At 62.6% G+C, this 25,173-nt stretch carries 18 protein-coding genes; 12 read left to right on the top strand and 6 right to left on the bottom strand.

Translation table 11 applies throughout. From position 1 onward, the window contains the following. Nucleotides 1-51: 51 nt before the first annotated feature. The 3 genes from fdhF (at nucleotide 52) to ACOFKT_RS00965 (ending at nucleotide 5,907) form a co-directional block, all read left to right on the top strand. Complete coding sequence (fdhF, locus tag ACOFKT_RS00975) at nucleotides 52-3,261, top strand: formate dehydrogenase subunit alpha (RefSeq protein ID WP_419805584.1); 3,210 nt, start codon at nucleotides 52-54, stop codon at nucleotides 3,259-3,261. Between the two features lie 207 nt (nucleotides 3,262-3,468). Continuing rightward, nucleotides 3,469-3,963, top strand: a complete 495-nt coding sequence (locus ACOFKT_RS00970; RefSeq protein ID WP_419805583.1) for a DUF1641 domain-containing protein — start codon at nucleotides 3,469-3,471, stop codon at nucleotides 3,961-3,963. Nucleotides 3,964-4,014: 51 nt separating this feature from the next. Further along, nucleotides 4,015-5,907, top strand: a complete 1,893-nt coding sequence (locus ACOFKT_RS00965) for an alpha-L-arabinofuranosidase C-terminal domain-containing protein (RefSeq protein ID WP_419805582.1) — start codon at nucleotides 4,015-4,017, stop codon at nucleotides 5,905-5,907. A gap of 630 nt (nucleotides 5,908-6,537) precedes the next feature. On the opposite strand, the gene ACOFKT_RS00960 is transcribed toward ACOFKT_RS00965, so the two are convergent. Then, complete coding sequence (locus ACOFKT_RS00960) at nucleotides 6,538-7,074, bottom strand: hypothetical protein (RefSeq protein ID WP_419805581.1); 537 nt, start codon at nucleotides 7,072-7,074, stop codon at nucleotides 6,538-6,540. Between the two features lie 77 nt (nucleotides 7,075-7,151). Here ACOFKT_RS00960 and ribH point away from each other — a divergent pair, with 77 nt between their 5' ends. Further along, nucleotides 7,152-8,171 carry a 6,7-dimethyl-8-ribityllumazine synthase gene (gene ribH / locus ACOFKT_RS00955; protein ID WP_419805580.1) on the top strand — a complete coding sequence of 340 codons (1,020 nt, stop codon included), beginning with the start codon at nucleotides 7,152-7,154 and terminating at the stop codon, nucleotides 8,169-8,171. Then, nucleotides 8,171-8,614, top strand: coding sequence for a transcription antitermination factor NusB (gene nusB / locus ACOFKT_RS00950; RefSeq protein ID WP_419805579.1), 444 nt, complete (start codon nucleotides 8,171-8,173; stop codon nucleotides 8,612-8,614). Before ribH ends, nusB begins: the two co-directional genes overlap by 1 nt. A 108-nt stretch (nucleotides 8,615-8,722) precedes the next feature. Here the strand turns inward: nusB and ACOFKT_RS00945 are convergent, their stop codons facing one another. Continuing rightward, the gene (locus ACOFKT_RS00945) at nucleotides 8,723-11,074 is read right to left on the bottom strand and encodes a hypothetical protein (protein ID WP_419805578.1); all 2,352 of its coding nucleotides are present in this window, start codon (nucleotides 11,072-11,074) and stop codon (nucleotides 8,723-8,725) included. 349 nt (nucleotides 11,075-11,423) lie between these two features. Between ACOFKT_RS00945 and rimP the strand changes: the two genes are divergently transcribed. From rimP to infB, 3 genes are all read left to right on the top strand, one after another. Beyond that, nucleotides 11,424-12,008 (top strand): ribosome maturation factor RimP, encoded by a 585-nt coding sequence (gene rimP, locus ACOFKT_RS00940; RefSeq protein WP_419805577.1) that lies wholly within the window; start codon nucleotides 11,424-11,426, stop codon nucleotides 12,006-12,008. Nucleotides 12,009-12,055: 47 nt separating this feature from the next. Next, nucleotides 12,056-13,807, top strand: a complete 1,752-nt coding sequence (nusA, locus tag ACOFKT_RS00935; RefSeq protein ID WP_419805576.1) for a transcription termination factor NusA — start codon at nucleotides 12,056-12,058, stop codon at nucleotides 13,805-13,807. A 170-nt stretch (nucleotides 13,808-13,977) separates the two neighbouring features. Beyond that, nucleotides 13,978-17,319: a translation initiation factor IF-2 gene (infB, locus tag ACOFKT_RS00930; RefSeq protein WP_419805575.1), complete on the top strand. Its 3,342-nt coding sequence runs from the start codon at nucleotides 13,978-13,980 to the stop codon at nucleotides 17,317-17,319. A gap of 126 nt (nucleotides 17,320-17,445) precedes the next feature. On the opposite strand, the gene arsB is transcribed toward infB, so the two are convergent. Then, complete coding sequence (arsB, locus tag ACOFKT_RS00925) at nucleotides 17,446-18,567, bottom strand: ACR3 family arsenite efflux transporter (RefSeq protein ID WP_419805574.1); 1,122 nt, start codon at nucleotides 18,565-18,567, stop codon at nucleotides 17,446-17,448. Continuing rightward, complete coding sequence (locus ACOFKT_RS00920) at nucleotides 18,567-18,977, bottom strand: ArsR/SmtB family transcription factor (protein WP_419805573.1); 411 nt, start codon at nucleotides 18,975-18,977, stop codon at nucleotides 18,567-18,569. The genes arsB and ACOFKT_RS00920 overlap by 1 nt, the downstream gene beginning before the upstream one ends. A 75-nt stretch (nucleotides 18,978-19,052) precedes the next feature. Between ACOFKT_RS00920 and arsM the strand changes: the two genes are divergently transcribed. From arsM to ACOFKT_RS00900, 4 genes are all read left to right on the top strand, one after another. Beyond that, the gene (gene arsM, locus ACOFKT_RS00915) at nucleotides 19,053-19,934 is read left to right on the top strand and encodes an arsenite methyltransferase (protein ID WP_419805572.1); all 882 of its coding nucleotides are present in this window, start codon (nucleotides 19,053-19,055) and stop codon (nucleotides 19,932-19,934) included. Further along, the gene (locus tag ACOFKT_RS00910; protein WP_419805571.1) at nucleotides 19,934-20,332 is read left to right on the top strand and encodes an arsenate reductase ArsC; all 399 of its coding nucleotides are present in this window, start codon (nucleotides 19,934-19,936) and stop codon (nucleotides 20,330-20,332) included. Before arsM ends, ACOFKT_RS00910 begins: the two co-directional genes overlap by 1 nt. A 218-nt stretch (nucleotides 20,333-20,550) precedes the next feature. Next, the gene (locus ACOFKT_RS00905) at nucleotides 20,551-21,309 is read left to right on the top strand and encodes an SDR family oxidoreductase (protein WP_419805570.1); all 759 of its coding nucleotides are present in this window, start codon (nucleotides 20,551-20,553) and stop codon (nucleotides 21,307-21,309) included. Between the two features lie 287 nt (nucleotides 21,310-21,596). Beyond that, nucleotides 21,597-22,067 carry a DUF2147 domain-containing protein gene (locus ACOFKT_RS00900; RefSeq protein ID WP_419805569.1) on the top strand — a complete coding sequence of 157 codons (471 nt, stop codon included), beginning with the start codon at nucleotides 21,597-21,599 and terminating at the stop codon, nucleotides 22,065-22,067. 70 nt (nucleotides 22,068-22,137) lie between these two features. On the opposite strand, the gene ACOFKT_RS00895 is transcribed toward ACOFKT_RS00900, so the two are convergent. Together ACOFKT_RS00895 and ACOFKT_RS00890 are read right to left on the bottom strand one after the other, a co-directional pair. After that, nucleotides 22,138-22,959 carry an EAL domain-containing protein gene (locus ACOFKT_RS00895; RefSeq protein ID WP_419805568.1) on the bottom strand — a complete coding sequence of 274 codons (822 nt, stop codon included), beginning with the start codon at nucleotides 22,957-22,959 and terminating at the stop codon, nucleotides 22,138-22,140. Between the two features lie 66 nt (nucleotides 22,960-23,025). Further along, the gene (locus ACOFKT_RS00890; protein WP_419805567.1) at nucleotides 23,026-25,131 is read right to left on the bottom strand and encodes a spermidine synthase; all 2,106 of its coding nucleotides are present in this window, start codon (nucleotides 25,129-25,131) and stop codon (nucleotides 23,026-23,028) included. Nucleotides 25,132-25,173: the final 42 nt, after the last annotated feature.

Raw genomic sequence — 25,173 nt, 5'->3', positions numbered from 1 at the left:
GCTGCTGTCCCGGTGCCTCGCGCCGCACGCGCAAGGTGCATCATAGGTTGCATGCCGCTGGAACCCCGCCTGCTCAATACGCCGCTGGATCGTCCTTTGACGACGCAAATTCTTGTCAACGGGCGGATTGTCCCCGCTGCGGAAGGCGAGATCCTGATTGAGGCGCTGAACCGCGCCGCGGGTCTGGCGAACGACACGCTGCGCGAGGCTGGCGACCACGCTGAGGACCAGCGGCTGTCGCCCGGCGAGCGCAATGCGCGGCAGTTCGATGCAGAGTTCGGCGAGGGGCATAGCTCGTCGCCGCAGTACCATCCCATGTTTTCGCCGGATTCTTCGGTAGAGCAGGGTTCGGGTGAGTACCACAGCGTGCCGCAGCTTTGCTACCACTCGCAGCTTGGTCCAATTCAAACGTGCGACACGTGCATGGTCGAGGTGGACGGATCGCTGATGCGGGCGTGTGCGACGGAGGTCTTCGGCGGCATGCGCGTGACGACCGAGTCGCCGCGTGCGTATGCGGCGCAACACGAGGCGATGGACCGTGTGCTGCAGAACCACGACCTGTACTGCACGGTGTGCGACAACAGCAACGGCAACTGCACGGTACACAACGCCGTGGGCGAGATGAACCTGATGCACCAGGCGCGGCCGTACCAGCACAAGCCGTATCCGCAGGACCACTCGAATCCGTTCTATCGCTACGACCCGGACCAGTGCATTCTGTGCGGGCGCTGCGTGGAGGCCTGCCAGGACGTGCAGGTGAACGAGACGCTGACGATCGATTGGACGATGCAGCATCCGCGTGTGCTGTGGGACGGCGGCGAACAGATTGCGGGGTCGTCGTGCGTGAGCTGTGGGCATTGCATCACGGTGTGCCCGTGCAATGCCTTGATGGAAAAGTCGATGCTTGGCCATGCGGGCTACCTGACGAACCTGCCCGTTAAGGTGCTGGACGACATGATCGAGGTGATCAAGGGGGTGGAGCCGGAGACGGGCTATCCGCCGATTCTGGCGCTGAGTGACATGGAATCGAAGATGCGCGAGGCGCGCGTGAAGCGCACCAAAACCGTGTGCACCTATTGCGGCGTGGGCTGCAGCTTTGAGGTGTGGACGCGTGACCGGCACATCCTGAAGATTGAGCCGGAGCACGGGCCGGCGAACGGAATCAGCACGTGCGTGAAAGGCAAGTTCGGCTACGACTTTGTGAACGCGACGAACCGGCTGCACACGCCGCTGATCCGCAAACATGACCCGAAGTCGGGCGGTGACACGTTTGTGGAAGCGACCTGGGACGAGGCGCTGGACCTGATCGCGTCGAAGTTTACCGAGATCAAGGAGAAGCACGGCCCGGACGCGCTGGCGTTTATCGCTTCGTCGAAGTGCACGAACGAGGAAAGCTACGTGATGCAAAAGCTGGCCCGCGGTGTGATCGGGACCAACAACATCGACAACTGCTCGCGGTATTGCCAGACGCCGGCGACGATGGGTCTGTCGCGCACGGTGAAGTATGGCGGCGACTCGGGTTCGATCAGCGATATTGAAATGGCGGGGCTGGTCATCACCGTTGGGTCGAACACATCAGAGTCGCACCCGGTGCTGGCGACGCGGGTAAAGCGGTCGCACAAACTGCGCGGGCAGCGACTGATCGTGAGCGATCTGCGCAAGCATGAGATGGCCGAGCGCGCCGACCTGTTTCTGCGTCCGAAGCCCAGCACAGACCTGGTTTGGTTGAGTGCGGTCGCGAAGTACACGCTGGACCAGGGCTGGCACGATGCCGCGTTTGTGGAGAAGTGGGTGAACCGGTTCGACGAGTACAAGAAGAGCCTCCTGCCGTTCACCTTGGAGTTCGCGGAGAAGGAAACCGGTCTGAGCCGCGAGCACATGATTCAGGTCGCGGAGGAGATTCACAAGGCGAAGGGCACGTGCATTCTGTGGGCGATGGGGGTGACGCAGCACTGCGGCGGCTCTGATACTTCGACCGCCATCAGCAACCTGTTGCTGCTGACCGGCAACTATGGCAAGCCTGGAACGGGTGCGTACCCGTTGCGCGGACACAACAATGTGCAGGGCGCGAGCGACTTCGGGTCCATGCCGAATTACTTTCCGGGCTACCAGTTCGTGGATGACCCATCGGCCCGCGGCAAGTTTGAAGCGGCGTGGGGCGTGACGCTGCCGGTGACCAAAGGCCTGGACAACCACGAGATGATGGAGGCGATTCACAAGGGCAAGCTGCGGTCGCTCTACATCAAGGGCGAAGACACGATTACCAGTGACGGCAATGCCAACGATGTAGGCCTGGCCCTGAGCGAGCTTGAGTTTTTGATCGTCCAGGACATCTCGTTTTCCGAGACGTGCAAGTTCGCGGATGTGGTGCTGCCGGCGTCGCCGTCACTGGAGAAGGACGGCACCTTTGTGAATACGGAGAGGCGTATCCAGCGGCTGCACAAGGCGATGGAGCCGCTGGGCCAATCGCAACCGGACTGGCAGATCATTCAGATGGTGGCGAACCGGCTGGGCGCGGAGTGGAAGTATTCGCATCCGTCCGAGATCATGGACGAGATCGCCGAGCTGACGCCGTTGTTTGCCGGCGTGACGTATGAGCGGCTGGAGGGGTGGAAAAGCCTGCAGTGGCCCGTGGCAAAGGACGGCACGGATACGCCGCTGTTGTTCAAGGACGGGTTTCCGTTCGACGACGGCAAGGCGAAGTTCTACCCGCTGGAGTGGGTGCCGCCGTCAGAGGAGACCGACGACGTATTCGATTTGCACCTGAACAACGGCCGCATGCTGGAGCATTTTGAACAGGGCGCGATGACGTACCGCGTGCCGGGCATCGATCGCATTACGCCGCTGAACTGGCTGGAGGTTTCGCCGGAGCTGGCGGCGGAGCGCGGCGTGGAGTCAGGCAGCAAGGTGGAGCTGAAATCGAAGTGGGGAACCATTCGCGCGCACGTTCTGGTCACGGATCGGGTCGAGGGCAAGCAGATGTATATGCCGATGAACTCAGTTGAAGAGCCGGTAAATCGGCTGACGGGAGCGCATGTGGACCGTGCGACGCACACGCCGGCGTACAAGGAAGTCAGCGTGAACATGCGCGTGCTGGCACCGCGCGGGCGATCGCCGTTGACGCCGGAGAACTTTCGCAACGGCAAGCGCACACCGCAGTACGGCGTGGATGTGGACAAGAAGTGGGAGCGCGCTGACTACTACCAGCCCGGGACGGGGCGTGGCGACCGGTTGGTGCAGATCCATATGGATAAAGTGTAGGAGAGCCGGTGCTTGTGGATCGTGATTGGGTTCTCGTTGTTCGTTTCTCTCGTTATTCGGTTTTCTCGTTGTTCGTGAGGAGCAGCGAAAAGTGAAGCGCTGATCGACACGTGAGCAATGAGTGACGAAGAACGAGAGTGACGGAGAACGAGAGCAACGAACAACGAGAGCAACGAAGACTACTCAGAAAGACGAAAGCAACGACCCATGGCAAATCCGATTGCATTCAAACCCAAGCCCATTGACCCGCGCGAGGGGCTACGCAAGAAGCTGGAAACGGCGCCCATGGAGCATGCGGAGGCGCTGCTGGTCGGCTACGACCTGATTCAGGCGGCGCACGACGAAGGAATTCTTGACCTGCTGCACGGCATGGTGAAGCACAAGAACACCGTGTTCGAGCACCTGGCCGAGGGTGCGAAGAAACAGGAAAGCGTGGATGCGCTGCGCAACCTGATCTCGCTGGGCAAGGTGCTGACGGCGATTGAGCCGGAGACGATGAGCTGCATCGCCGCGGCGCTGTCGACCGCGAGCGGACCCAAGCGCGAAGAGCCCGCAAGCATGTGGCAGCTCTTCAAGAGTGTGAGCAGCCGCGAGGGCCGGCGCGGCCTGACGCTGGTGGTGGAACTGCTGACAGCGCTGGGGACGCGGCGCTTCGCCGATAGCGAGCTGCTAGACAAGAGCAAGGCACTCGCGAAGCGCTAAGCGCTGGGGCAGCATTGCAAGTGCCCCACGCGACCACGCACAATAGGCGGCATGCGTTTGTTTCCCTTTTGCGCCGCCGCGCTTCTTTCTGCTGCCCTGACTGCAACTGCACAGCAGGGTTCTGCCACGATTACGATTCAAGCCGACAAGCCCCTGCACAAGGTCAGCCCAACGTTGTATGGCCTGATGACGGAGGAGATTAACTACTCCTACGATGGCGGCCTGTATGCGGAGATGGTACGCAACCGCACGTTTGAGCACGACTGGTCCGGATTTGAGCATTGGACGCTGGTCGAGCAGGGCACGGGCCGCGCCACCATAACTGACAGCAAGACAGACGGCCCCACCGTTGACCTGCCACGCAGCCTGCGTCTGACCGTGACCGCGGCGGATGCGGCCAACCCGGCTGGCCTGCGGAATGAGGGCTACTGGGGCATTCCCGTGCGCCCGGATACGATTTACACCGGTTCGATCTTCGCGCACGCGGTGGACGGAACGCCGGGGCCGATCACTGTCTCGCTAGTGAACGACAATACGGGCAAGGTGCTGGCGACCACCACGACGCAGCCGGTGACCGGCGACTGGAAGCAGTACCAATACGTGCTGAAAGCGGAGAAGCTGGTAGCCGGCGCGCTGAATCATCTGCAGTTCACGTTGGCGGCACCCGCGACGATCGACCTGCAGCTACCGTCGTTGTTCCCTCCCACGTACAAGAATCGGGTGAATGGGAACCGCGCGGACCTGATGGAGATGCTTGCCGGGATGCATCCGAAATTCCTGCGCATGCCGGGCGGCAACTATCTGGAAGGCGATACGCCGGAGGAGCGCTTCGATTGGAAGGCGACGCTCGGTCCGTTGCAGAACCGCCCAACGCATCGCAGCCCGTGGAATTACACCTCGACCGACGGCATGGGGCTGCTGGAATTTCTGGAGTGGACTGAAGACCTGAATATAGAGCCGGTGCTGGCCGTGTATGCCGGCTATTCGTTAAAAGGCGCGCACATCAACGCGGGTGCCGCGCTAAAGCCGTATGTGGACGACGCGCTGGATGAGATTGAGTTCGTCACCGGCGACCAGAACACCAAGTGGGGCGCGATCCGTACGCAGCTTGGGCATCCCAAGCCGTTTCCGCTGCACTATGTGGAGGTCGGCAACGAAGACCAGTTCGACCGGTCCGGCAGCTACGACGGGCGCTACAAGCAGTTCTACAAGGCGATCAAGCAGGCATACCCGCAGTTGCAGATGATTGCGACCACGCCGGTGAAGAGCATTACGCCGGATGTGATCGACGATCACTACTACAAGCAGTCTGGCGAGTTCTACGCCATGCTGAATCACTACGACACGATGGACCGCAACGGTCCGAAGATCTTTGTGGGTGAGTGGGCTACGCGCGAGGGCAGCCCCACGACCAACGCCGGCGACATGCTGGGCGATGCCGCATTCATGACCAGCATGGAGCGCAACAGCGACCTGATCGTGCTGGCGAGCTATGCGCCGCTGTTTGTGAACGTGAACCCGGGCGGGATGCAGTGGCCGGGCGACCTGATCGGGTATGACGCGATGTCGAGCTACGGTTCGCCGTCGTACTACGCGCAGGCGCTGTTCTCGCAGTACCTGGGAACGGACGTGCCGGAATCGCAGAAGACGGGCGGCAGCGATCGCGTTTTCTACTCGGTCACGACCGACGCGGAGAAGGGCAAGATGTACCTGAAGCTGGTGAACGGCACGACCCTGCCGCAGCCGGTCCAGTTGCAGATCAGCGGTGCAAAGCTGCAGCGCGAAGCGCAGGTGGAGACGCTGGGCGCGATCACGCAGGCAGAGACGAACTCCATCTTTGATCCGAAGCGGATCGTGCCGGTTCACAGCGTGCTGCGCGTGTCTCCGAATCTGCAGCACACCGTGCCACCGCTGAGCGTGCAGGTGATTGTGTTCGGCATGTAGGCGTGTTCGCTCACACATCCGTAACGGAGTCCATACCTCAATTAGGTGTACCGACCTGCCATCTTTGCGGGCGATGCACACGACATTAGTTGTACTTCAGCTTCGCCATAGTGTGATTGCTGATCTCCCCAAAAGCACGCGACGATGCTTGTGGGCGCTCAACGCCCAGACACGACAAAAGCCCGGCAGGAACCGGGCTTCGTCGTGCCACTAGGAGGAGCATCGTGAAGGCGATGTCATCCCGTCGTCGGAGGCAGTTTGTGCAACTGATTCTTGTTGTAGGCCGCTTCGTATGGCTGGCGGATCAGCTATTAGCCCTGATCCGTCACCTGCGCAGGTGACCTGCTGAACCAACCTGCCGGGCCGATGCGCATACATCGGTCTCCGGTAGTATGATGCGCCGTCCGGCGCCGGATGCGCAAGCTCCGGCGCTGGTTCTTTTGGGTGATACGGTTCTACGTTAGCGCTTACGCTGTCTCGCATACGTGTTGCCCGATTCGTTCTCGCCGCTTTCTGCGTCGTCAGCAATTCCCTGCTTGCGCACAAGCGAAATCTTGGCGGCTCTTACGGCCACGCGCCGGTATTTGGGCGGTTGATGCAGCGGCCTGAAGCTGTTCCCTCCGGCTCGGGCTAGCGATTGCCGACTGGCCGGTTGTCGGACCATTCGTCCGCGACAATGCCGATGTTGGTCAGCGTGTCGAGAGCGGATTCGATGTTGCGGCGCAGTTGCGGGCGGGCGGCGGCGGGAGCGTCGCGAGCCTCTTCGATCGCCACGACGCGGCCGTAGGGCCATGCTTCCTTGGGAATCGCGTTGAGCGCCTGGGGCAGGTCCTTGGCATCGATGTTCAAGATCTGCATGCGCGCCGCATCCGGCCGCAGCATGGTGCCCCTGCCCAGGTCCGACGGGTTGGCGTCCGGCGCGACCACGTGCACGGTAATCATCTTTTCCTGCACGGTCAGCGATGGGTTTTGCCAGTCCTCAAGGCGCTGCACGTTTAAGTAAAGAGCCTTGCTGGGCGGAGGAATCTGCTGCAGATCCTGTCGTGCGCGGTCGACCTGGTGCGAACGCTCAAGGTTGGCAGCGGCAACGTTGGCGGGGGTGGTTTTGCAGCCGGCGAGCGCGGTGCACAGGGAAAGAACGGTCAGGGCGAGAACGGACGGGCGCACCTATTCAGGATAGCGCGGTGATTGCACCGGGTCAGGCCGAACAGGGTGTGGCGAGACCGGCCAAGTAGAATCGAGGCATGATCAAGGGTGTAACCGCGGTGCGGGCCGCCAACTCCGCCGCCGCGTGGCAGCGGGCATCGGCACTGTTTGCCGAACTGGGCTTTGAGCCGGGCAAGGGTTGGGATGACGGGACCGGCAAGGGTGCCGCGTTTTTGGCACCGCTGGCGAACGTGGAGTTTGTGACGGGCCGCATGCCAGCTGTGCCAGAACTGCTGATCGAGGTGACGCAACTGGATGTGGTGCACGGCATCGTCAAGCGCTGGGCCGCAGCAGAGACGCGGTCGGAAGAGCTTGCGTCGGTCGTTGGCGAGGTTGCGGAGACGCACTGGAAGTCGCGCCTGTTTACCGCGGGAATCGCCGGGACGACGTTTGGCTTTTGGGAGCGGAATGACGTGCTCGCCGGCCGGCCGGTGGCAATCGAGGGCGACCTGAGTGCGGCGGGCATACGTTTTGGAATCGTGGTGGCGCGCTGGAATGCGGTGATTACGGATCGCCTGCTGCAAGGCGCGCTCGACGGCATTCTACGGTCGGGCGGGAAGATGGCGGACGTGCAGATTGTGCGCGTATCGGGTGCGTGGGAAATTCCGAACGCCGCTCGCATGCTGGCCGATGCGCGAACCGCGGATGGCCTGCGGTCGTTCGACGCGGTGATTACGCTTGGCTGCCTTTTGCGCGGCGAAACGGCGCATTACGAGGCGATCTACAACGAGGCGGCGCGCGGCATCGGGCAGTCGCAGCAGGAAACAGGAGTGCCGCATGCCTTTGGCGTACTGACCTGCGAGACGCTGGAGCAGGCCCTGAACCGCGCCGGCGTGAAGGCGGGTAACAAAGGCTTTGAGGCTGCCGTTGCAGCGATCGAAATGGTGAGCATTGCACGCAAGCTGGGCGATGCCGGGCACCATCTGGGCAGTGGCGTCAGCGCGGCGCGTGCGGTCAACGAAGAGTTGGAAGCGGCCGGGTACACGACCGCGGTCGCGACTGCGGCGACCCCCGCCGCGGCACAGGCCGATCAAATTGTGGAAGAGGCAGGTGCCTGATGGCAGGCGAACGCCGTAAAGCGCGCGAGATCGCGATGCAGATGTTGTACCAGGCGGACATGGGCAAGCAGCAGCCGCTGGAGGTGCGACGTGTCTTCTGGAAGAGCCGGGAGGATGAGAACGGCAAGCAGACCGTGGAGCCGGACACTCGCGAGTTCGCCGAGGACCTGTTTCGCGTCGCCACCGAGCGATCGGATGAGGTGGACGAGTTGATCGAGAAGCATGCGCAGAACTGGCGCATCGCTCGCATGGCCGCGGTCGACCGCAACGTGCTGCGCATGGCGGTGGCGGAGATGCTTGGCTTCCGCGCGACGCCGCACCCCATCGTGATCAACGAAGCTCTGGAGATTGCCCGCCGCTACGCTGCGCCGGAGAGCATTACGTTTTTGAACGGTGTCCTGGACGCCATTGGCCGCGACGTGATGAAAATGCGGCTGGGATAACAGAGGCGGAAACTTTCGGCAGAGGTAATCGGCCCCATGCAAGCGATATGAATCCAAACAGCAAAGGCCCGCCGAAGCGGGCCTTTGCTGTTGCTGGTTGTTGCTTGATTACTGTCCGTTCAGCGACGTGCGCGGGCGGGACGCGATCAGGTTGGGGGTGGCGGTCAGGTTTGGGTTTGCGGCCAGCGGCAGGTTGGGGTTGATCTGCCGTGTGTCCGTGAGCGACGAGACCGTGATGAAGTGGATCAGGTTGTCGCCGGAGGTGCCCGCGAAGAAGAAGCGGTTGTCGCTGGAGAGAGCTCCCGTAACTGCGGCGGTCGCACCGTTGGCCAGCTTGACGGTGCTGACCGTGCCGGCGCCGTTTGCGGCGGGCCGGTACGCGGCGAGCAGTGCACCGGTGTTGGTGTCGCCCGTTGCGGCCGTGTTCGTCACAAACGCGATCGACGAGTCAGACGCCGGGTAGACGCCGGTTACGGTGCCCGCCTGCACACCGGTCAGCGCCGCCGTGTTTACCGTAGTGGTGAAGGCAGGTTGCGCGCCGCTGGCGGGGCATGCGCCGGTGGGAAGGCCCGTGCCGTTCCCCAGCAGCAGGTCGTTCAGGACGGGAGTTCCGTTTGCCGTCGCCAGGCGTGCATCCAGTACATGCTTGCCGTCGTTCGTCGCGGCCAGGCGATCGGCCACCGCGGCGGAAACAACCGTGTTCGACGCTTCGGGGTAGAAGTCGGTCACGGCCGTGGTCGTGTTCGGGCAATACGACCGGCCGTCGACCGCGGTCTGCGCACCGATAAATGCACCCACAACCGGAACCGCCGTGATCACATCGTTCAACGATCCCAGCCGGCTCAGGTCATAACTGTGCCAGCTCGTGTTGGTGTTGTAGACCAGCAGGTGGCCGTCCGTCGTGACGATATAGGCCGTGGTTCCGTCCTGTGTCCATGCGCCACGGGAAGCGACGCCACCGAATGAGGTCGTGATGGCGCCAGCGGATGGCGAATAAATGTAGATGAGCTGCCGGGCCGGGTCGCTCACAATCAGCTCAGTGCCGGTAGGCGAGACCGCGATGGCTGTGCCCTGCACCGTCTGGTTGATGCTGGTCACGCTGTTGATGGCGGTGCTGTAGGTCATGAGGCCGGTGCTGGAGCCCAGGTAGATGAAATCTCCCGCCTGGGTAAGCACCAGGCTGTTTGGCTGATAAGGCAGCTTGGTCGGCGCCGGGACGGACCCAGCCGTCAGATCGATGGGCAGCAGGTAGAGCGAATCGGTGCTGGCTGCCCAGATCAGTGAACTGGTGACACCGGGCGTGTTGACCACAATCGGATTGGAGCTGACGGGCTTGCCGTTCCCCGACTGCGCGCCGTTCGGGTAACGCCCGATCTGTGCCAAGGGCGCCGGGTTGCAGGTGGGTGGCAGGCAGAGCGCGGTGATGTTGGAACCGCCCGCAAAGGTTGGCACGATGCCGCCGGCTGACACCGGAGTGGAGATCGGCGAGGTGGAGATGAAGGTCAGGTTCAAGCCGGTGATCTGAACGTTTTTCGTGTCCAGAACCGTCGCCGTAATGTTCTCGGTATTGCTGACGTTGACGGTGACGTTGCCATTCACCGCGTTCGGCGTGTTGATGGTGATGGACTGCGGAGCGCAGACGGAGACAAAGCCGGCGTTGGAGGTGATGCTGCCTGCGCCCGAACCCAGCGACGCCGTCACCACCGACGACCCTGGAGCATTGGCGAGGAAGATACCGCGGTTGTTGGCGTCGAACGTACCGATCTGCGCCGTCTGCAGGGTGAAGCTGGGCAATCCGGCGGCGTAGGTGACGTTGTTCGGATCGGGCAGTGTTGTCGATTTGGGGCCCTTGTAGAAGCGGGTGACTAATTGCGAGCTTTGCCCGAAGGAAAGGCAGTCGTTCGGGTTGTACGTCGCCGTGGCCGACACGCCGGGCAGGCCCGCGCCGTATTGCGAGCAGTTGCTGGCCGGGTCGTTGACGCAATCCGTGGAGGCCGCGCCAATCTCAATGTTGGTGATAACCGGGTGCACATACACCTGCACGGCGTTGCTGCCGGCGGCACCGGCGGTTGCCGTCACCTTGCCCACACCGGACGCGCCCGTCGGCATGCAGGTGCTGTAGTCGGGCACGCCGCCGGCGCTGTTGCGGTTCCATGTACCGGCGCAGATATTGCCCGTGATCGGGTTGATGTCGAGCAGATGGGCGTTCGCGGACGCGGTGTCGACGCTGTAATGAACATTCGTCAGCGAAACGTTGGCGCCGGTGCAGTCGGTGGCGGTGGGCGTGGACAGCGACGTGTTCTGGCCGGTGTTCAAGCTGAGACCGGTCGTATACGGCTGCAGCAGCACCGTAACCGGCTGGCCGATGATGGTGCCGCCCGGGTTGAAGCCGGGGCACAGGTTGCCCGCGCTCGTGCCTGAACTGCCACCGCACCCGGAAACGCCGAGGCTGATCGGCAAAGCCAGTAAAACTGTACAAACAAGGAGAAAAACGCGACGCAAGAAGCCCTCCCCGCAGCGGGACGCGGACACCGAAATCTGCGGTCATATCTATAGGTCTGTGTGTGGGACGAGACCGGGCCGGAAATGTCTGTTTCCGGCTGCCCATCCAGTGTAGTGGTGCGGGAACCGGGCCACAAGTCGCAGGGGGCGTCCACTTGCGGCGGCCCGCGTTCTCCCGTAGGATAAGAAGGTTAGCAAAGTTCTCCGCCGGGGCTGATCAAACGCCGGGCGAAGCAACTGGGTGGGCGCGAGCCCGCCCTTTCTTTGCGCCAAAACCCCGTCCGAGACCGGCGAGAAGGAGTAGAGTTTGGCAGTTTCGATCGAATCCGTTCGCGCGCTGGCCGAACGCATCGCCGCGCGGCACGGGCTGGAGTTGGTGGACGCTGAGTTCACCGGTGCCGGCAAGCAGCGGGCGCTCCGGATTTTCTTGGAAAAAGACGAGGCCGGCCGCGCAGAACTAAAGCGCAAGGCGGCCGAGGATGCAACCTGCCTGCCCAGCGGCGTTCCGATCGAGGCGCTGAGCGGCGTTACCCACGAAGATTGCGCGGCATTTGCGCAGGACTTCGGAACCGTGCTGGACGTGGAGGACCTGATCCCCGGGACGGCCGAGTACACGCTGGAGGTCAGTTCCCCGGGCATCGAACGCAAGCTCTACCGCCCAGCCGACTATCAGCGATTTTCAGGCTTTCTGGCCGAGGTGCGCACTTTCCAGCCAGTGCATGGGTCCAAAAAGCTGACGGGCCGGATGAGCTTTGCGGATGATGTGGTGACGCTGGATTTGTCGGCTGTTAAGCCGAAGGGCAAGAAGAAAAAGGGCGTTGTACCGGCGCCTGAGAACATCAACATTCCGCTGCGCGACATTGAACAAGCGCAGCTTGTTGCGGAGCTTTAGATCACATCCGCACGCCGTACCAAAGCAAGCAGGAGTATCCCAGCAAAATGGCAAGTGCACTGTACCAGGCAATTGAGACCATGAGCCGCGACAAGGGCATTGACCCGGAGATCGTCGTGGGTGCCGTGGAGGATGCGATCGCGCTCGCGACGCGCAAGTATTACAAGACCGCCACTAACATGCGCGGCGAGTTTGACAAGGAAACCGGCGAAATCCGGGCGTACGAGTACAAGACCGTCGTGGAGCCGACCGAGGAAGAGCCGCTGGACGAGGACAACCAGCTCACGCTGGAGGAAGCGCGCGAGATGGCTGGCGAGGTGGAAGTCGGATCGGAGCTGCGCTTTTACCGCGACACGTCCCCGCTGGGCCGCATTGCGGCGCAGATGGCCAAGCAGGTTATTTTCCAGAAGGTTCGCGAGGCCGAGCGGGACACCGTATTCAACGAATACGCACATCGTGTGGGCGAAGTGCTGAACGCGACCGTGAAGCGCGTGGAGCCGATGGACCTGATCTTCGACATCGGCAAGGCCGAGGCCCGCATGCCGAAGCGCGAACAAAGCCGGTTGGAGCAGTTCAGCGTGGGCGAGCGCGTTCGGGTGGTGCTGCTGCGGGTGGACCGCGCCGCGAAGGGACCGCAGGTGATCGTGAGCCGCGCCGCGCCCGCGCTGGTGCAGACGCTGTTTCAAAGCGAAGTGCCGGAGATTTATGATGGCACCGTCGCGATTCGTGCCATCGCGCGCGAAGCCGGTGAGCGCACCAAGATCGCCGTCGTGTCGCGCGATAAGGATGTGGATCCGGTCGGCGCCTGCGTGGGCATGAAGGGCATGCGCGTGCAGTCGATCATCCGCGAGTTGCGGGGCGAAAAGATTGACATTATCGAGCACTCGGAAGAGGTCACGACGTTTGCCGAGAAGGCGCTGCAGCCGGCCAAGGTGGCGCGCGTTTCGATCAGCGATCTGAACGAGAAGCAGCTTGAAGTGATCGTTGACGATACGCAGCTTTCGCTGGCGATCGGCAAGAAAGGCCAGAACGTGCGGCTCGCGGCCAAGCTGCTGGGATGGAAGATCGACATCAAGTCCGAGGAAGAGAAGCGGCAGGAAGTCGAGCAGGCGATGCGTGCGCTGGAGGGTGCGCCGCAGACGCCGATCGAGCAGGTGACCGAGCTTGGCGATCAGGTGCTGGAGAAACTCATCGCTGCCGGCATCACCACGGTCGAACACCTGGCGGACATGACCGAAGAAGAGCTGGGCGAGGTTCCCGGCATCGGCGACAAATCGGTGGAGCGGATCGCGGTTGCCGTGCGGCATTACTTCGGGCAATACGAAGAGGGCGAAGCGCGGCCCGAGCAGCCGGTGAGTGAGGTTGCCGCGTCGCTGGAGAACAATACCGCATCTGATTCTTCAGTCGCCCACACAGAGCCCACCGAAGAAGATGGCAAGCCGTATGAGCCTTCGTCAGACAGCAACGGGTCTGAGGCAGGTGAGGTTCTGCTGATGGCCGGCGACGCGAATGAGCCAGGCGCAGAGGAAGGCGACCTGACCAAGGAGAGTTCCATGAGCAAGACACCGGAGCAGGTGCTGGCCGAGCAGGCGATCTACGCCGACGAGCCGGTTGAAGTCGGATCAATCGACGACGCGGTTGCGCGGGAAGACCGCATGAGCCAGATGGATGGCTTCGGCAGCGACGCCGACCTCCGCGAGGCAGGCATTGAGATGGACAACCAGACGATGGAAGATTTGGCCGAACAGGCCGGGGAAACCGGAAGCGAGACGATCGACCGGGACGAGCCCCTTGGTTAGCCAAGGGACCGTCCCCGAAGCAAGGCATTTTGTGAAAGCCCGGTCTGTAAACGTTCGAAGAACGGGCTTTCACGCCATAATGGAAGAGCAGAAGAACCGCGCTCTGCACATCGACTTCTTTTTGGGAGCTTGTATGAGCAGTTAGCGCAACAGAGGAACACGAGGGCCGATTGAGCAAAGTTAGAGTCAACGATCTGGCGCGCGAGCTTGAGGTCAAGAGTAAGGAAATTCTTGATGCGCTTGCAGCTGTCGGAGTCACCGAAAAGAAGACACACAGCTCGTCCATTGAGGACGATGAAGCCGCACGGGTCCGTTCGCTGCTGAACGGCGGCCGTAATGTCGGCCGGAGCAACGGAACTCCAGCCACTGACAACCGACCCAAGGTCGATTTCAGGAACGCGACCAGGCCCGGCGACATCGCCCGCGCCATTTTCGAGCGCAAGCAGGCGGAGCAAGCTGCTGCATCCGCGGCGCGATCCGCGGCGGTGCGGCCCGTTGTTACCGCTCCCGTGGTCGCTGCTCCTGTTGCGCCTCCGCCGGAGCGCCCCGCTGCCGCCGCCGTTGCGGCACCGGTCGCGGTCGCACGCCCTGTAGTAGCGCCGCCGGCCCCGCGTATGGTGACGCCCGCTTCGGTCGCTACCCCGCGCCCCGTCGTCACGATGCCGGTCGCCCGTCCGCCTGCCGCTCCGGCTCCCGCCGCGTCAGCACCTGCGGAACGGCCGGTTGCCCGTGCGGTTCCGCCGCCGGCATCGGCTCCGTTGCCCCCTCGCAATCCTCACGCCACGCCGGTGATGCCGACGCTGCGCATTGCGCAGCCGCGTACGCCGGACGCACCGGCGGACGCTGCCCGCCGCATTGTTCCGCAGGCGCGCCAGGCTCCTGTCGTCGTGGCTCGTCCGCCGCTGCGTCCTGGCCAGTCCGCTGCGGAACGCCCGGCCATTGCAGGCGGCACGCCGCCACCGCAGGGCGTCGTGGTGGCACGTCCGCCGGCGACGCCTTCGGGCACCGCCGTGCAGCCACCGCCGCCAGCGCAGCCGCAGGTCGCGGTCGCCCCGCCGCCACCGGCTCCGCCGGTTGAGGCAGTCGCGCCCGAGGCAGCAGCCCCGGTACGGCGTGTCATCATGCCGCAGACTGGTCCGCGGCCAACCTACTCCGCGCCGCCGCCGACTCCTGGCCAGCCGCCTCGCCGGCCTATTTTCCAGCGTCCGGGAGGTCCCGTTGCTCCTGGCGGACGCCCCGGTTTCAACGGACCACGCCCCGGTTTCGGTGCCGGCCCGGGTGGTCCCGGAGGTCCTGGCGGACCCGGCGGACCAGCCGGTGCTCGCCGGCCTATGCATCCAACGCGCTCCTATCCGGGCGGCCCGCCAACGGGCGCTCCTGGTGCACGGCCCGGCTTCGGTGCACGCCCCGGTTTCGGTGCGCGCCCCGGCTTTGGCGCTCGTCCTGGCGGACCCGGCGGCTTGGCGCCTGAGGGTGCACCCGGCGCGGCCAAGCCCGGCATGCGTCCGGCTGCTCGCAAGGGCGCGGCCAACAAGAAGCGCTACGAAAAGAGCAAAGAAGGCCCAATGAAGGGCTTCGCGCCGCCATCGCGTTTCGGCGGAGCGCAGGTTCCCATGGGCGAGGTGCCGATCACCCGCACCATCACCGTGACCGAGGGCATCACCGTGAAGGATCTGGCCGAGAAGCTGGATCTGCGCGGCAAGGACCTGATCGCGATGCTGCTGATGCGCGGCGTTTTTGTCACCGTGAATCAGTCGCTGGACAACGATCTGGTCAAGCAGGTCGCCGCCGCTTACGGTGCCGACACGCAGATTCAGACGGTGGAAGAGACGATCGAGAACGAGGCGATCGAGGGTCTGCTTGAGGACACCAGCGGCATGGTCGAGATCGTCCGTCCGCCGGTCGTCACGGTCATGGGTCACGTCGATCACGGCAAGACTTCCCTGCTCGATGCGATCCGTTCGACGGACGTGGCAGGCGGCGAAGCAGGTGGGATCACGCAGCACATTGGTGCTTACAAGGTGCATGTGCAGAAGCCGGATTCTCCCGCCTTTGGCCGCGAGATCGTCTTCCTGGACACGCCGGGCCACGAGGCATTCACCCGCATGCGTGCGCGCGGCGCCAAGGTAACCGACATTGTGGTGATCGTGGTGGCGGCGGACGATGGCGTGATGCCGCAGACGGTCGAAGCCATCGACCACGCCCGCGCGGCGAAGGTGCCGATTATTGTTGCAGTGAACAAGATCGACAAGCCCGGCGCTAACCCCGACAAGATCATGCAGCAGATGGCCGAGCGCGGTCTGCAGCCTGACTCTTGGGGTGGCGACACGCCGTTCGTGCAGGTTTCCGCCAAGCAGCGGACCAACCTGGACGGCCTGGAGGAGATGATCTGCCTGGTTGCGGATACGAACCAGCAGAAGGCGATCCCGGAGCGTCCGGCTGTAGGTACCGTGATTGAAGCCAAGCTGGATCGCGGACGCGGCGCGGTTGCGTCAATCCTGGTGCAGAACGGCACGCTGAAGACCGGCGACAGCTACCTGGTGGGTAACACCTTCGGCAAGATCCGCGCCATGTTCGACGACCGTGGCCGCGCGATCGACACCGCGGGACCGTCCACACCGGTCGAAATCCTGGGTCTGGAATCGATCCCGGATGCGGGCGACACGTTCATCGTGATGGCCGACCGCGACCGCGCCAAGGAAGTGGCACGTTACCGCACGCTGAAAGAGCGTGAGGCTCAGCTTGCCAAGTCCAGCCGCGCTTCGCTGGAAGGTCTCGCCGAGCAGATTCGCACGGCGGGCGTTAAGGATCTCAACATCATCCTCAAAGGCGATGTGCAGGGTTCGGTGCAGGTGCTGGAAGACTCGTTGCAACGCATGTCGACCGAGAAGGTGCGCGTCCGCGTGCTGCACTCGGGCGTCGGCGCCATCACGGAGTCCGACATCCTGCTGGCCGCCGCGTCGAATGCCGTGGTTATCGGGTTCAACGTGCGCCCGGAGCGCAAGGCGCAGGAATTGGCCGACCAGGACAACGTGGAGATTCGTCTGCACTCGATCATTTACGAGCTGCAGGACGAGATGACCAAGGCGATGTTCGGGCTGCTGGAGCCGGTCTTCCGAGAGAACTATCTGGGCCGCGCCGAGGTCATCAACGTCTTTAAGATCACCAAGGTCGGCCAGATTGCCGGCTCGGTGGTTCGCGATGGCGTGATCCCGCGCAACGCACAGGTACGCGTGACGCGCGACGGCACCGAGCTGTGGAAGGGCAAGCTGCAGAACCTGAAGCGCTTCAAGGACGATGTCCGCGAAGTGACCAGCGGCATGGAATGCGGTATTGATCTCGGCTTCCGCGACATTCGCGTGGGCGACATGATCGAGGCGTACTCCACGGAGAAGGTCGCCGCCGAGCTTGGCGGGAACGTCGCGGACATGCGTGCCGCGGCAGCTCGCCAAGCCGCCAATGCCGCCGCTGCCGCCGCGAACGCCGTTCAGCCTGAGACCGCAAACGCGTAAGCGCTAACGTAAACAGAAAACAGCGGAGGGCCGGGACGATTGTCCCGGGTCTACGCTGTTTTGCTCCTGTGCTCGCGGTGCATCAATGACGAGAGTGGCACGCGTCAGGACTGCTGGCGGAGTCATTTAGGGAGCGTTCTCTACGGGGTGAAGCTCGAACCCGGTCTTGCTTGAGCTGAAGTAGCGCTTGCGCATCCAAAAGGCGACGTTGACCAAACTGATCACGGCTGGGACCTCAATCAAGGGTCCCACGACACCGACGAATGCCTCGCCGGAGTTGAGACCGAAGACCGCGACAGCTACCGCAATCGCCAGCTCGAAGTTGTTCCCAGCCGCGGTGAAGGAGAGGGTTGCCGATTGTGCGTAGTCGGCACCCAGCTTCTTGCCCATCCAGAAGCTCACCAGGAACATGACAAGAAAGTAGACAACCAGCGGAACCGCGATACGAACCACATCCAGCGGAAGCCGCACGATCAGGTCACCTTTGAGCGAAAACATGACCAAAATCGTGAACAGCAAGGCGACCAGCGTAAGTGGACCGATGCGCGGCACGAATTGGGTACGGTACCACTGCTCTCCTTTGGCACGAACCAGGACGAAGCGAGTGACGAACCCGGCCACGAACGGCACACCTAGGTAGAGCCCGACGCTCTTCGCGATGTCAGCGATGCCAATCGGAACGACGCTCCCCTGCAGGCCGAACCACCTTGGCAGCACTGTCAAAAACACCCATGCGTAGAGGCTATAGAACAGCACCTGAAAGACGCTATTGATGGCGACCAGGCCGGCAACGTAGTCCGTGTCTCCTTCGGCCAGCTCATTCCAAACCAGCACCATTGCGATGCACCGAGCAATGCCGATTAGAATCAGCCCACGCATGTAGGCCGGCTCGTCACGGAGGAACGTGATCGCCAGCAGGAACATCAGAGCCGGTCCAATAAGCCAGTTCTGCACCAGCGACAGCCCTAGAACCCGTTTATTCCGAAACACCTCTCCCAGCTTTTCGTAACGGACCTTCGCAAGCGGTGGGAACATCATGACGATGAGCCCGATAGCAATGGGGATATTGGTGGTGCCGCTCTGAAAGCGGTTGACCAGACCCGCCGAGGAGGGAATGAAATGTCCAATTGCGACCCCAATGGCCATCGCCAGAAAGATCCACAGCGTGAGAAAGCGGTCCAGAAATGACAGCTTCTTTCGAGCGGCAGGAGCGCAGACGCGGCCTTCGGTAAAAGGTGCGGTGGACATCAGCAGACCTCACAAGAGAGTTCCTGAATAGTTGTAGGCAAAGGCGCGCCGTCGAGCAGAGGATATTTCGCCGGGGTACAGCAAGCCTTTGTCAGCCGCGCACGGTCGGACTGCATCGCCCTTTCTTCCTTCAGCCAGCCGAGAGTCTGCTTCAGAATTTGGGCCGCCCCGATGTGCGGCGGCAGGACTACTCGGTAGTGCATCCACTTTCCCTCGCGCCGCGCCGCCACGATGCCCGCGCTGCGGAGATATGCCAGGTGCCTCGAAATTCTGGGTTGAGGGCCGCCCAGAATCTCGACGAAGTAGCAGACGCAGATTTCTTGATCTCCCATGAGGTTCAGAAGCCGCAGCCGGGTGTTGTCGCCCAACGCCTGGAAGAACCGCTCCACGTTGAAGGTCTGTTTCGCCATGAGCTTATGTATACGCCTTGACGTATCCAAGGGCAATTCATATAGTCGCCTAAGCAGATGTGAAGGAGCCAGTTTATGTCACAAGGGATCATCGAGTCGGTGCAGTCCAGATACGGTGCCGTTGCCGAAAGCAGCTTATCCAACAACCATGCAGGTGTGCAGGCCGTCGCGGAGGCCTTCGGCTACACAGCGGAGGAGCTGCGCTCGATTCCCGCCGAAGCCAACATGGGTCTTTCCTGCGGCAATCCCACGGCTACGGCCAATCTTCGCGCTGGCGAGGTAGTGGTCGATCTTGGGTCGGGTGGCGGTCTGGACGTGTTCCTGTCTTCCAAGCAGGTCGGCCCGAAGGGTAAGGCCATCGGCATCGACATGACTCCGTCCATGATCGAGCGGGCCAAAGCCAACGCCGAAAAGGGTGCATACAGCAACGTGGAGTTCCACCTTGCTCAGATCGACAACCTTCCGCTTCCAGATGCGTCCGTGGATTGCGTCGTTTCCAATTGCGTCATCAATCTGGCACCGGATAAACCAGCGGTCTTCCGGGAAATCGCCCGCATCCTCAAGCCCGGAGGACGGGTCGCCGTGAGCGACATCGCCCTGAAACACGAGCTGCCCGAAGCGGTTGCTCAAAGCATGGCTGCTTACGTTGGCTGCATCGCTGGCGCCATACGGATCGAGACCTATCGGCAGGAGCTTCTGAACGCCGGGTTCGAGTACGTGGAAATTGTCGATAGCGAAGCCGACCTGAACGCCTACAAAAAGGTCGAGAACCAAGCCGGTTGCTGCTCTCCGGCCATGGCCGAAGCCAGCCCGTTTGCAGTCGTTCAGGACGCCTGCTGCACCCCTGCCCTGTCTTCCCTGCATGAAGACCTCTCCTCCCTGCTGGACACCTACGACGTGAATGAAGCGGCGGCCAGCGTGAAGGTGTACGCCATCAAGCCAGGAGCGCGGTCCTAATGCAGACCTACATCTTCGCTTGTGTTCACAATGCCGGACGGTCGCAGATGGCGGCGGCTTTCTTTAACCAGCTTGCGGACCCTCAGAAAGCTCGCGCTGTTTCGGCCGGAACGGAACCGGGTCCACGTGTCCACCCTGTAGTTCTTGAGGTCATGCAAGAGGTTGGTCTTGATCTATCCGCCGCTCAACCTCAGCTGCTCACGGAGAAGTTGGCGCGGGACGCGACGATGCTTGTAACGATGGGCTGTGGAGAGAACTGCCCTTATGTTCCCGGGCTTTGCTGCGAGGACTGGCCTTTGCCTGATCCGAAGAGCCTGCCACTTGAAGAGGTGCGCAAGGTGCGCGACGAGGTGAAACACCATGTCGTAGACCTCATTCGTCGCGAGCATCTTGCCTAAAGCAGGCAGCCATCGCGAGAAATGCGCTTGCGGGCAGCCGAACTGTTTTCCGCGCGAGAGCTGGTGGGAGGGGCTTCGTTCCGTGTGTCGCGAGCGACGCTTTGAAGTGCTATCCACGGACTGGATTTCGGAAAGACAGGTTGAATCGTTCGGGTATGCGAGGTTGTTGAAGCGTGGGTGGTCCGGGCGGCATCTGCTGCTAGTGAAGAGGAGCGGTGATGGAGATTACGGGCAATACCATTCTTGTGACGGGCGGCACCAGTGGGATTGGGCGTGCGCTGGCTGTGGCGCTGTATGAGGCGGGCAATACGGTCGTCGTCGCAGGACGCAGGCAGAACCTGCTGGATGAGTTGCAGCAGAAATATCCTGGCATGGTGGGCATGCAGCTGGACGTGGAAAACATTGCGTCCTTGCAGGGCTTTGCGGAGGACGTGCGGGAGCGCTTTCCGAAGCTGAATGTGCTGTTTAACAATGCGGGGATCGCGGGTATCGAGGATTACAAGGCCGAGGCGGTCGACACGTCGCAGGCAACGCGGACGATCACGACCAATATCACCGCGGTCGTTGAGCTGACGGCAGCCTTGCTTCCGCAATTGCGCAAGCAGCCGAAGTCGACGCTGATGGTGACGACCTCTGGCCTGGCATTTGTGCCGTTTCCTCCAGGTCCTGTGTATGGCGCGACCAAGGCATTTCTGCACTCATGGCTGGAGGCGGTACGCGTGCAGTTGCGCGGCACGAGCGTGGAGGTGTTGGAGTTGGCGCCGCCGTACGTGCAAACCGAGCTTGGCGGCGAACAGCAGGCCAAGGATCCGCGGGCGATGCCGCTGGATGCGTATACCAGCGAGGTCATGTCGATCCTGAAGGATCCGGCGAAGATCGAGAAGGGCGAGGTGTTGACGGAAAACGTGAAGCCTCTGCGCTGGGCCGAGCGCGACGGGCACTACGACCAGATGCTGGAGCTGTTCTCAAACTTTTAGGCTGGCAGCGGAGCGGGGCAGGGTCAGGTACTGTCTGATGAACTCTTCTTGCGCACACAACGCCTGGGGGTGCCGGCAAAATGCAGGTTTCGGTGCAAGCACCCAGTCCACTGCGCACGCGCAAAGAGCGCGCGTGCTCCGGTCGAAATGACAAGTTGTTTGTTGTATTGCGATTCATCAGAATCTACCTGGTCCAGCCATCTCTGTCTTGTCTGCCCCAAGTCATTTCTGGCCATGCCAGGTGTGCCAAGACCGGGCAGTGCGGCGCAGCGGATAATGGAGCGACCATGAGACGCCTCGCTCTGTTCTCCGCTGCTTTTCTGTTCTGCACGAGTGGTTTCGGGCAGTATGCTCCCGCTGTTCCGCCTGCAAGCGGAGTGCTGGGTTACTGGTCGACGAACGCCGGCTCTGTGTTGCACATCGACCATTGCGGCCAGCACGTTTGCATCACGATCGTGACGATCTCAAAGACGGCGCCGGGTGTGATCGACGCGCGGAACCCTGATCCTGCACTGCAGGCGCGACCGGTCTGCCAATTAGTCATCGGCACGGAGTTCGACCTGAAGGATGCGGATCACGCGGAGAATGGCCGAATCTATGACCCGGAGAGCGGGAAGACGTACAAGTCTGTACTGACCAGCGACGGAAACCTGCTACACCTGCGTGGCTACATCGGATTCAAGGCCTTTGGCCGCACGCAGACCTGGCACCGCACGGCTGCCGAGTACGCAACGTGTCGCGGAACCACGCAACGCTGACGGCTTGGCGGACGTGATGGTGCGCCGTGGTTTTTGCAGCGACTCGCGTGTGAGTCGCTGCCCGCGTGCGCTAGATGCCGCTTGCCGCGGGCAAGACGTTGAGCATGGGTGGAAGATCGAGTGCCTGCACGGACGTTCGCCGGGGACGGGGCAGCTCAAAGTCAGGCAGACGCTCAAACGCCGGCTTTGCTAAGAAATAGCCCTGCATCATGCGGATGCCGCATTGCCGGACGGCTCGATACTCTTCAAAGGTTTCGATGCCCTCGCCCACCACCTGCGCACCCAGGCGGCGGCACAGGCGTACCAGCGACCGCACGATGACCTGGGCGCGAGGGCGGCGGTGCAGGTCGCGGGTCAGATCCATGTCAAGCTTGACGATGCCCGTGTGCAAACGCGCCAAAAGGTTGACGTTTGAGTAGCCGGCGCCGAAGTCATCCAGCGCGAGCGCAAAACCGTGCCGTTTGTATTCGTCCGCGATGCGCTGCAGGTGCTCCGGCGATTGGACCTCTTCACGTTCGGTGAATTCAAAGATGAGGCTGTCCAACGGAAGTTTCTGTTCGCGCGCGGTCGCCAGGGTCAACTGCACGCAGGCGGCCGGGCTGTATACCGCGCCGGGCATGAAATTGATCGACAGCTTGGCGTCTGTTTTGGTCAGACCGAGTTGACCGGCCAGGGTGATGGCCTTGACGCGGCAGTTCTGGTCAAAGGCGTAGCGGTTCTGTTCGGTGACCTGGCCCAGAATGCTGGCCGCGCCTTCGCCGTTCGGGCCGCGGACCAGCGCCTCATAGGCGAAAACCCTGTTGGTGTCCACGTTGATGATGGGCTGAAACGCCATGCTGAAGTGCATGGGCGATTCGACTCCGTTGCGGCATGCCTGGCATGACTGGCTCATACTGCTCTCCCTTTCTGGTACGGAGTCTTTATCGGCAGCGCACGAGCGGACGAGAGCGACTGTGCGCTAGCGGATCAGTGGGAAAAGGCTGGAGTAATCGTCGGTCCAGAGGCGGAGTTGCGGGCGAACCTGAGTTGGCGTGGAGAGCTGCGCGAGTTCAGGCTGGTCGAGGAACGCTTGATTCGCGGTGAGCAGCACCCACGTCGAGCGGAACTCGCCCCGGCTGTCGTTGGGAGCGTTGCTGACGGTACGGGCGATGAGGCCCGCGTGGGCGCCGAGCTTCTGGACGGCAGGCGCAAGATCGACGTGCTGGTTGGAGACGTGAAACGCGAGGATGCCGCCCGGGGCAAGATGGCGTTGGTAAATTTTCATTGCCTCAGCCGTGAGCAGGTGCAGCGGGATGGCATCACCGGAGAAGGCGTCGACCACGAGCACGTTGAAGTGCTGTGGCGGTTCGGCGTTGAGCGAGGCGCGGGCGTCACCCGGGACGATCGTAACCCTTGCGGGCGTTTGCCGCAGGTAGGCGAACAGGTTGCGCGCAACAGGCTCAACGGCCGGGTTGATGTCGTAGAAGCGGATGGTGTCGCTTGCGCGCCCGTACGCCGCGAGCGTGCCAGCGCCCAGGCCAACGACGCCGATGCGGCGGGGCGTGTCGCCGCAGCAGAAGCGGATGGCCAGCCCCACACCGGAGTCGTACGCATAGTAGGTGGTCGGCATGTGGACCAGGCCGGGGGTGAAGATTTGCGTGCCGTGGCGAATGGAACCGTTCGCGAGCGTGCGCACGGTCTCGCCGCGTGCGTTGGTGTTCTGCTGCACCCGGAGCGTGCCATAGAAATTGCGCTCGGAGAAGAGCGTGTCCTGGCGATAGGCGGTACGCTGCAGGCTGAGCAGAAACAGCAGCAAAGCCGTGCCGGTGAGCCACAGCAGGCGCTGCGACCAGCCGTGTTCCCACAACGCGAAGGCGGCGACGGCAGCCGTTACCGTGAAAGAGACGGCAAGGTCGTAGTTGGCCGAAAAGATGAGTGGAAAGACGATGCCGATGAGCAGTGCGCCGAGTGCTCCGCCAGCCGCGAAGATCAGGTAAAACTCGGTCGTTTCGCTGGTTCGGTCGGGGCGCAGCGCGTAGGCCGCGGCGTGGCAGAACTGCGACGCGAGGAAGAGTTCGGCGAGGTAGAAGACGATTCCGATCGCGATGGGCACCGAGATGTCGACCTTGCTGAGCAGATAGCCCAGGCTGGCCAGCATGACGGCGAGCAGGCGTAGAACGATCCACTGCGGCAGCAGGCGCGGGAACTGAAACGCGAAGATCAGGGACAGCAGGTAAACCGCCAGCGGCACGATCCACAGCAGGGGAATGGCCGCAACGTTTGCCGTGAGGTGTGCGGTGACGGCCGCCAGTTGCATGGATGCTGCCATGGGCAGCAAAAGCCAGAGAATCCGCGTGGTGCGTGGCGTTGCGGGAAGGGAGTTCCCTTCTGGTTCGGGCTGACTGGAGACGGTGGCAACTGCGGCCGATTGCTGCACCTTTCTTTGGAGGAAGAGCGCGAGGGCGGCGAAGCATGCGAAGCCGCAGACCCAAACGATGCGTTGCGCGTGCATCGGCAGGTAAGGCTCAACCAGCGTGGGATAGATGCCGAGCGCGAGCAGCGACGCGAGGTTCGAAATGCCGAACAGGCCATAGCGCGTTTGGCCGCCGTGCGTGCGAGCGAACCACGCCTGTAGCAGCGGACTGGTCGCCGCCAGCACAAGAAAGGGCAGGCCGACCGTGAGCAGCAGATCGCGGCAGATGGCGAGCGATGGATGGACTGAGATCACCGTTGCACTTAGGTCGTGGAAGGCCCACACCATCGCCGACGCGAGGGCAAGCATGAGGACGAGCGGATACGCCCGCGCCTGTTGCCTTGCTGCCGTGCGCTCCCGGACCAGCCAGTTCGCGAAGGCATAGCCCGCCAGCAGAGCGCACTGGAAGAAGACGAGACAGCTGATCCAAACGCCCGCCGAGCCGCCGAAGCGGGGAAGGAGTTGTTTGGCGGCGATGGGCTCGACCAGGAAGAGGAGGAATGCGGAGAGAAATGTCGTTGCGGAAAAGAGCGACGAGGGTACAGCCGGCGCGAACGGATAGCCGGCAGTGACTTCTGGGTCGTGTTTCGGCCGGGCAGACGGGAACGGCATGGAACCAGAGTACGGCGGTCGCAGCGGCGTGCCTCCATGCGC

Origin of the sequence: Terriglobus sp. (assembly GCF_965201105.1) — a bacterium.
Taxonomy (GTDB): Bacteria; Acidobacteriota; Terriglobia; order Terriglobales; family Acidobacteriaceae; genus Terriglobus.
Note: the sequence above shows the minus strand (reverse complement) of the source record. Positions and strands in the feature narration are given on the sequence as shown.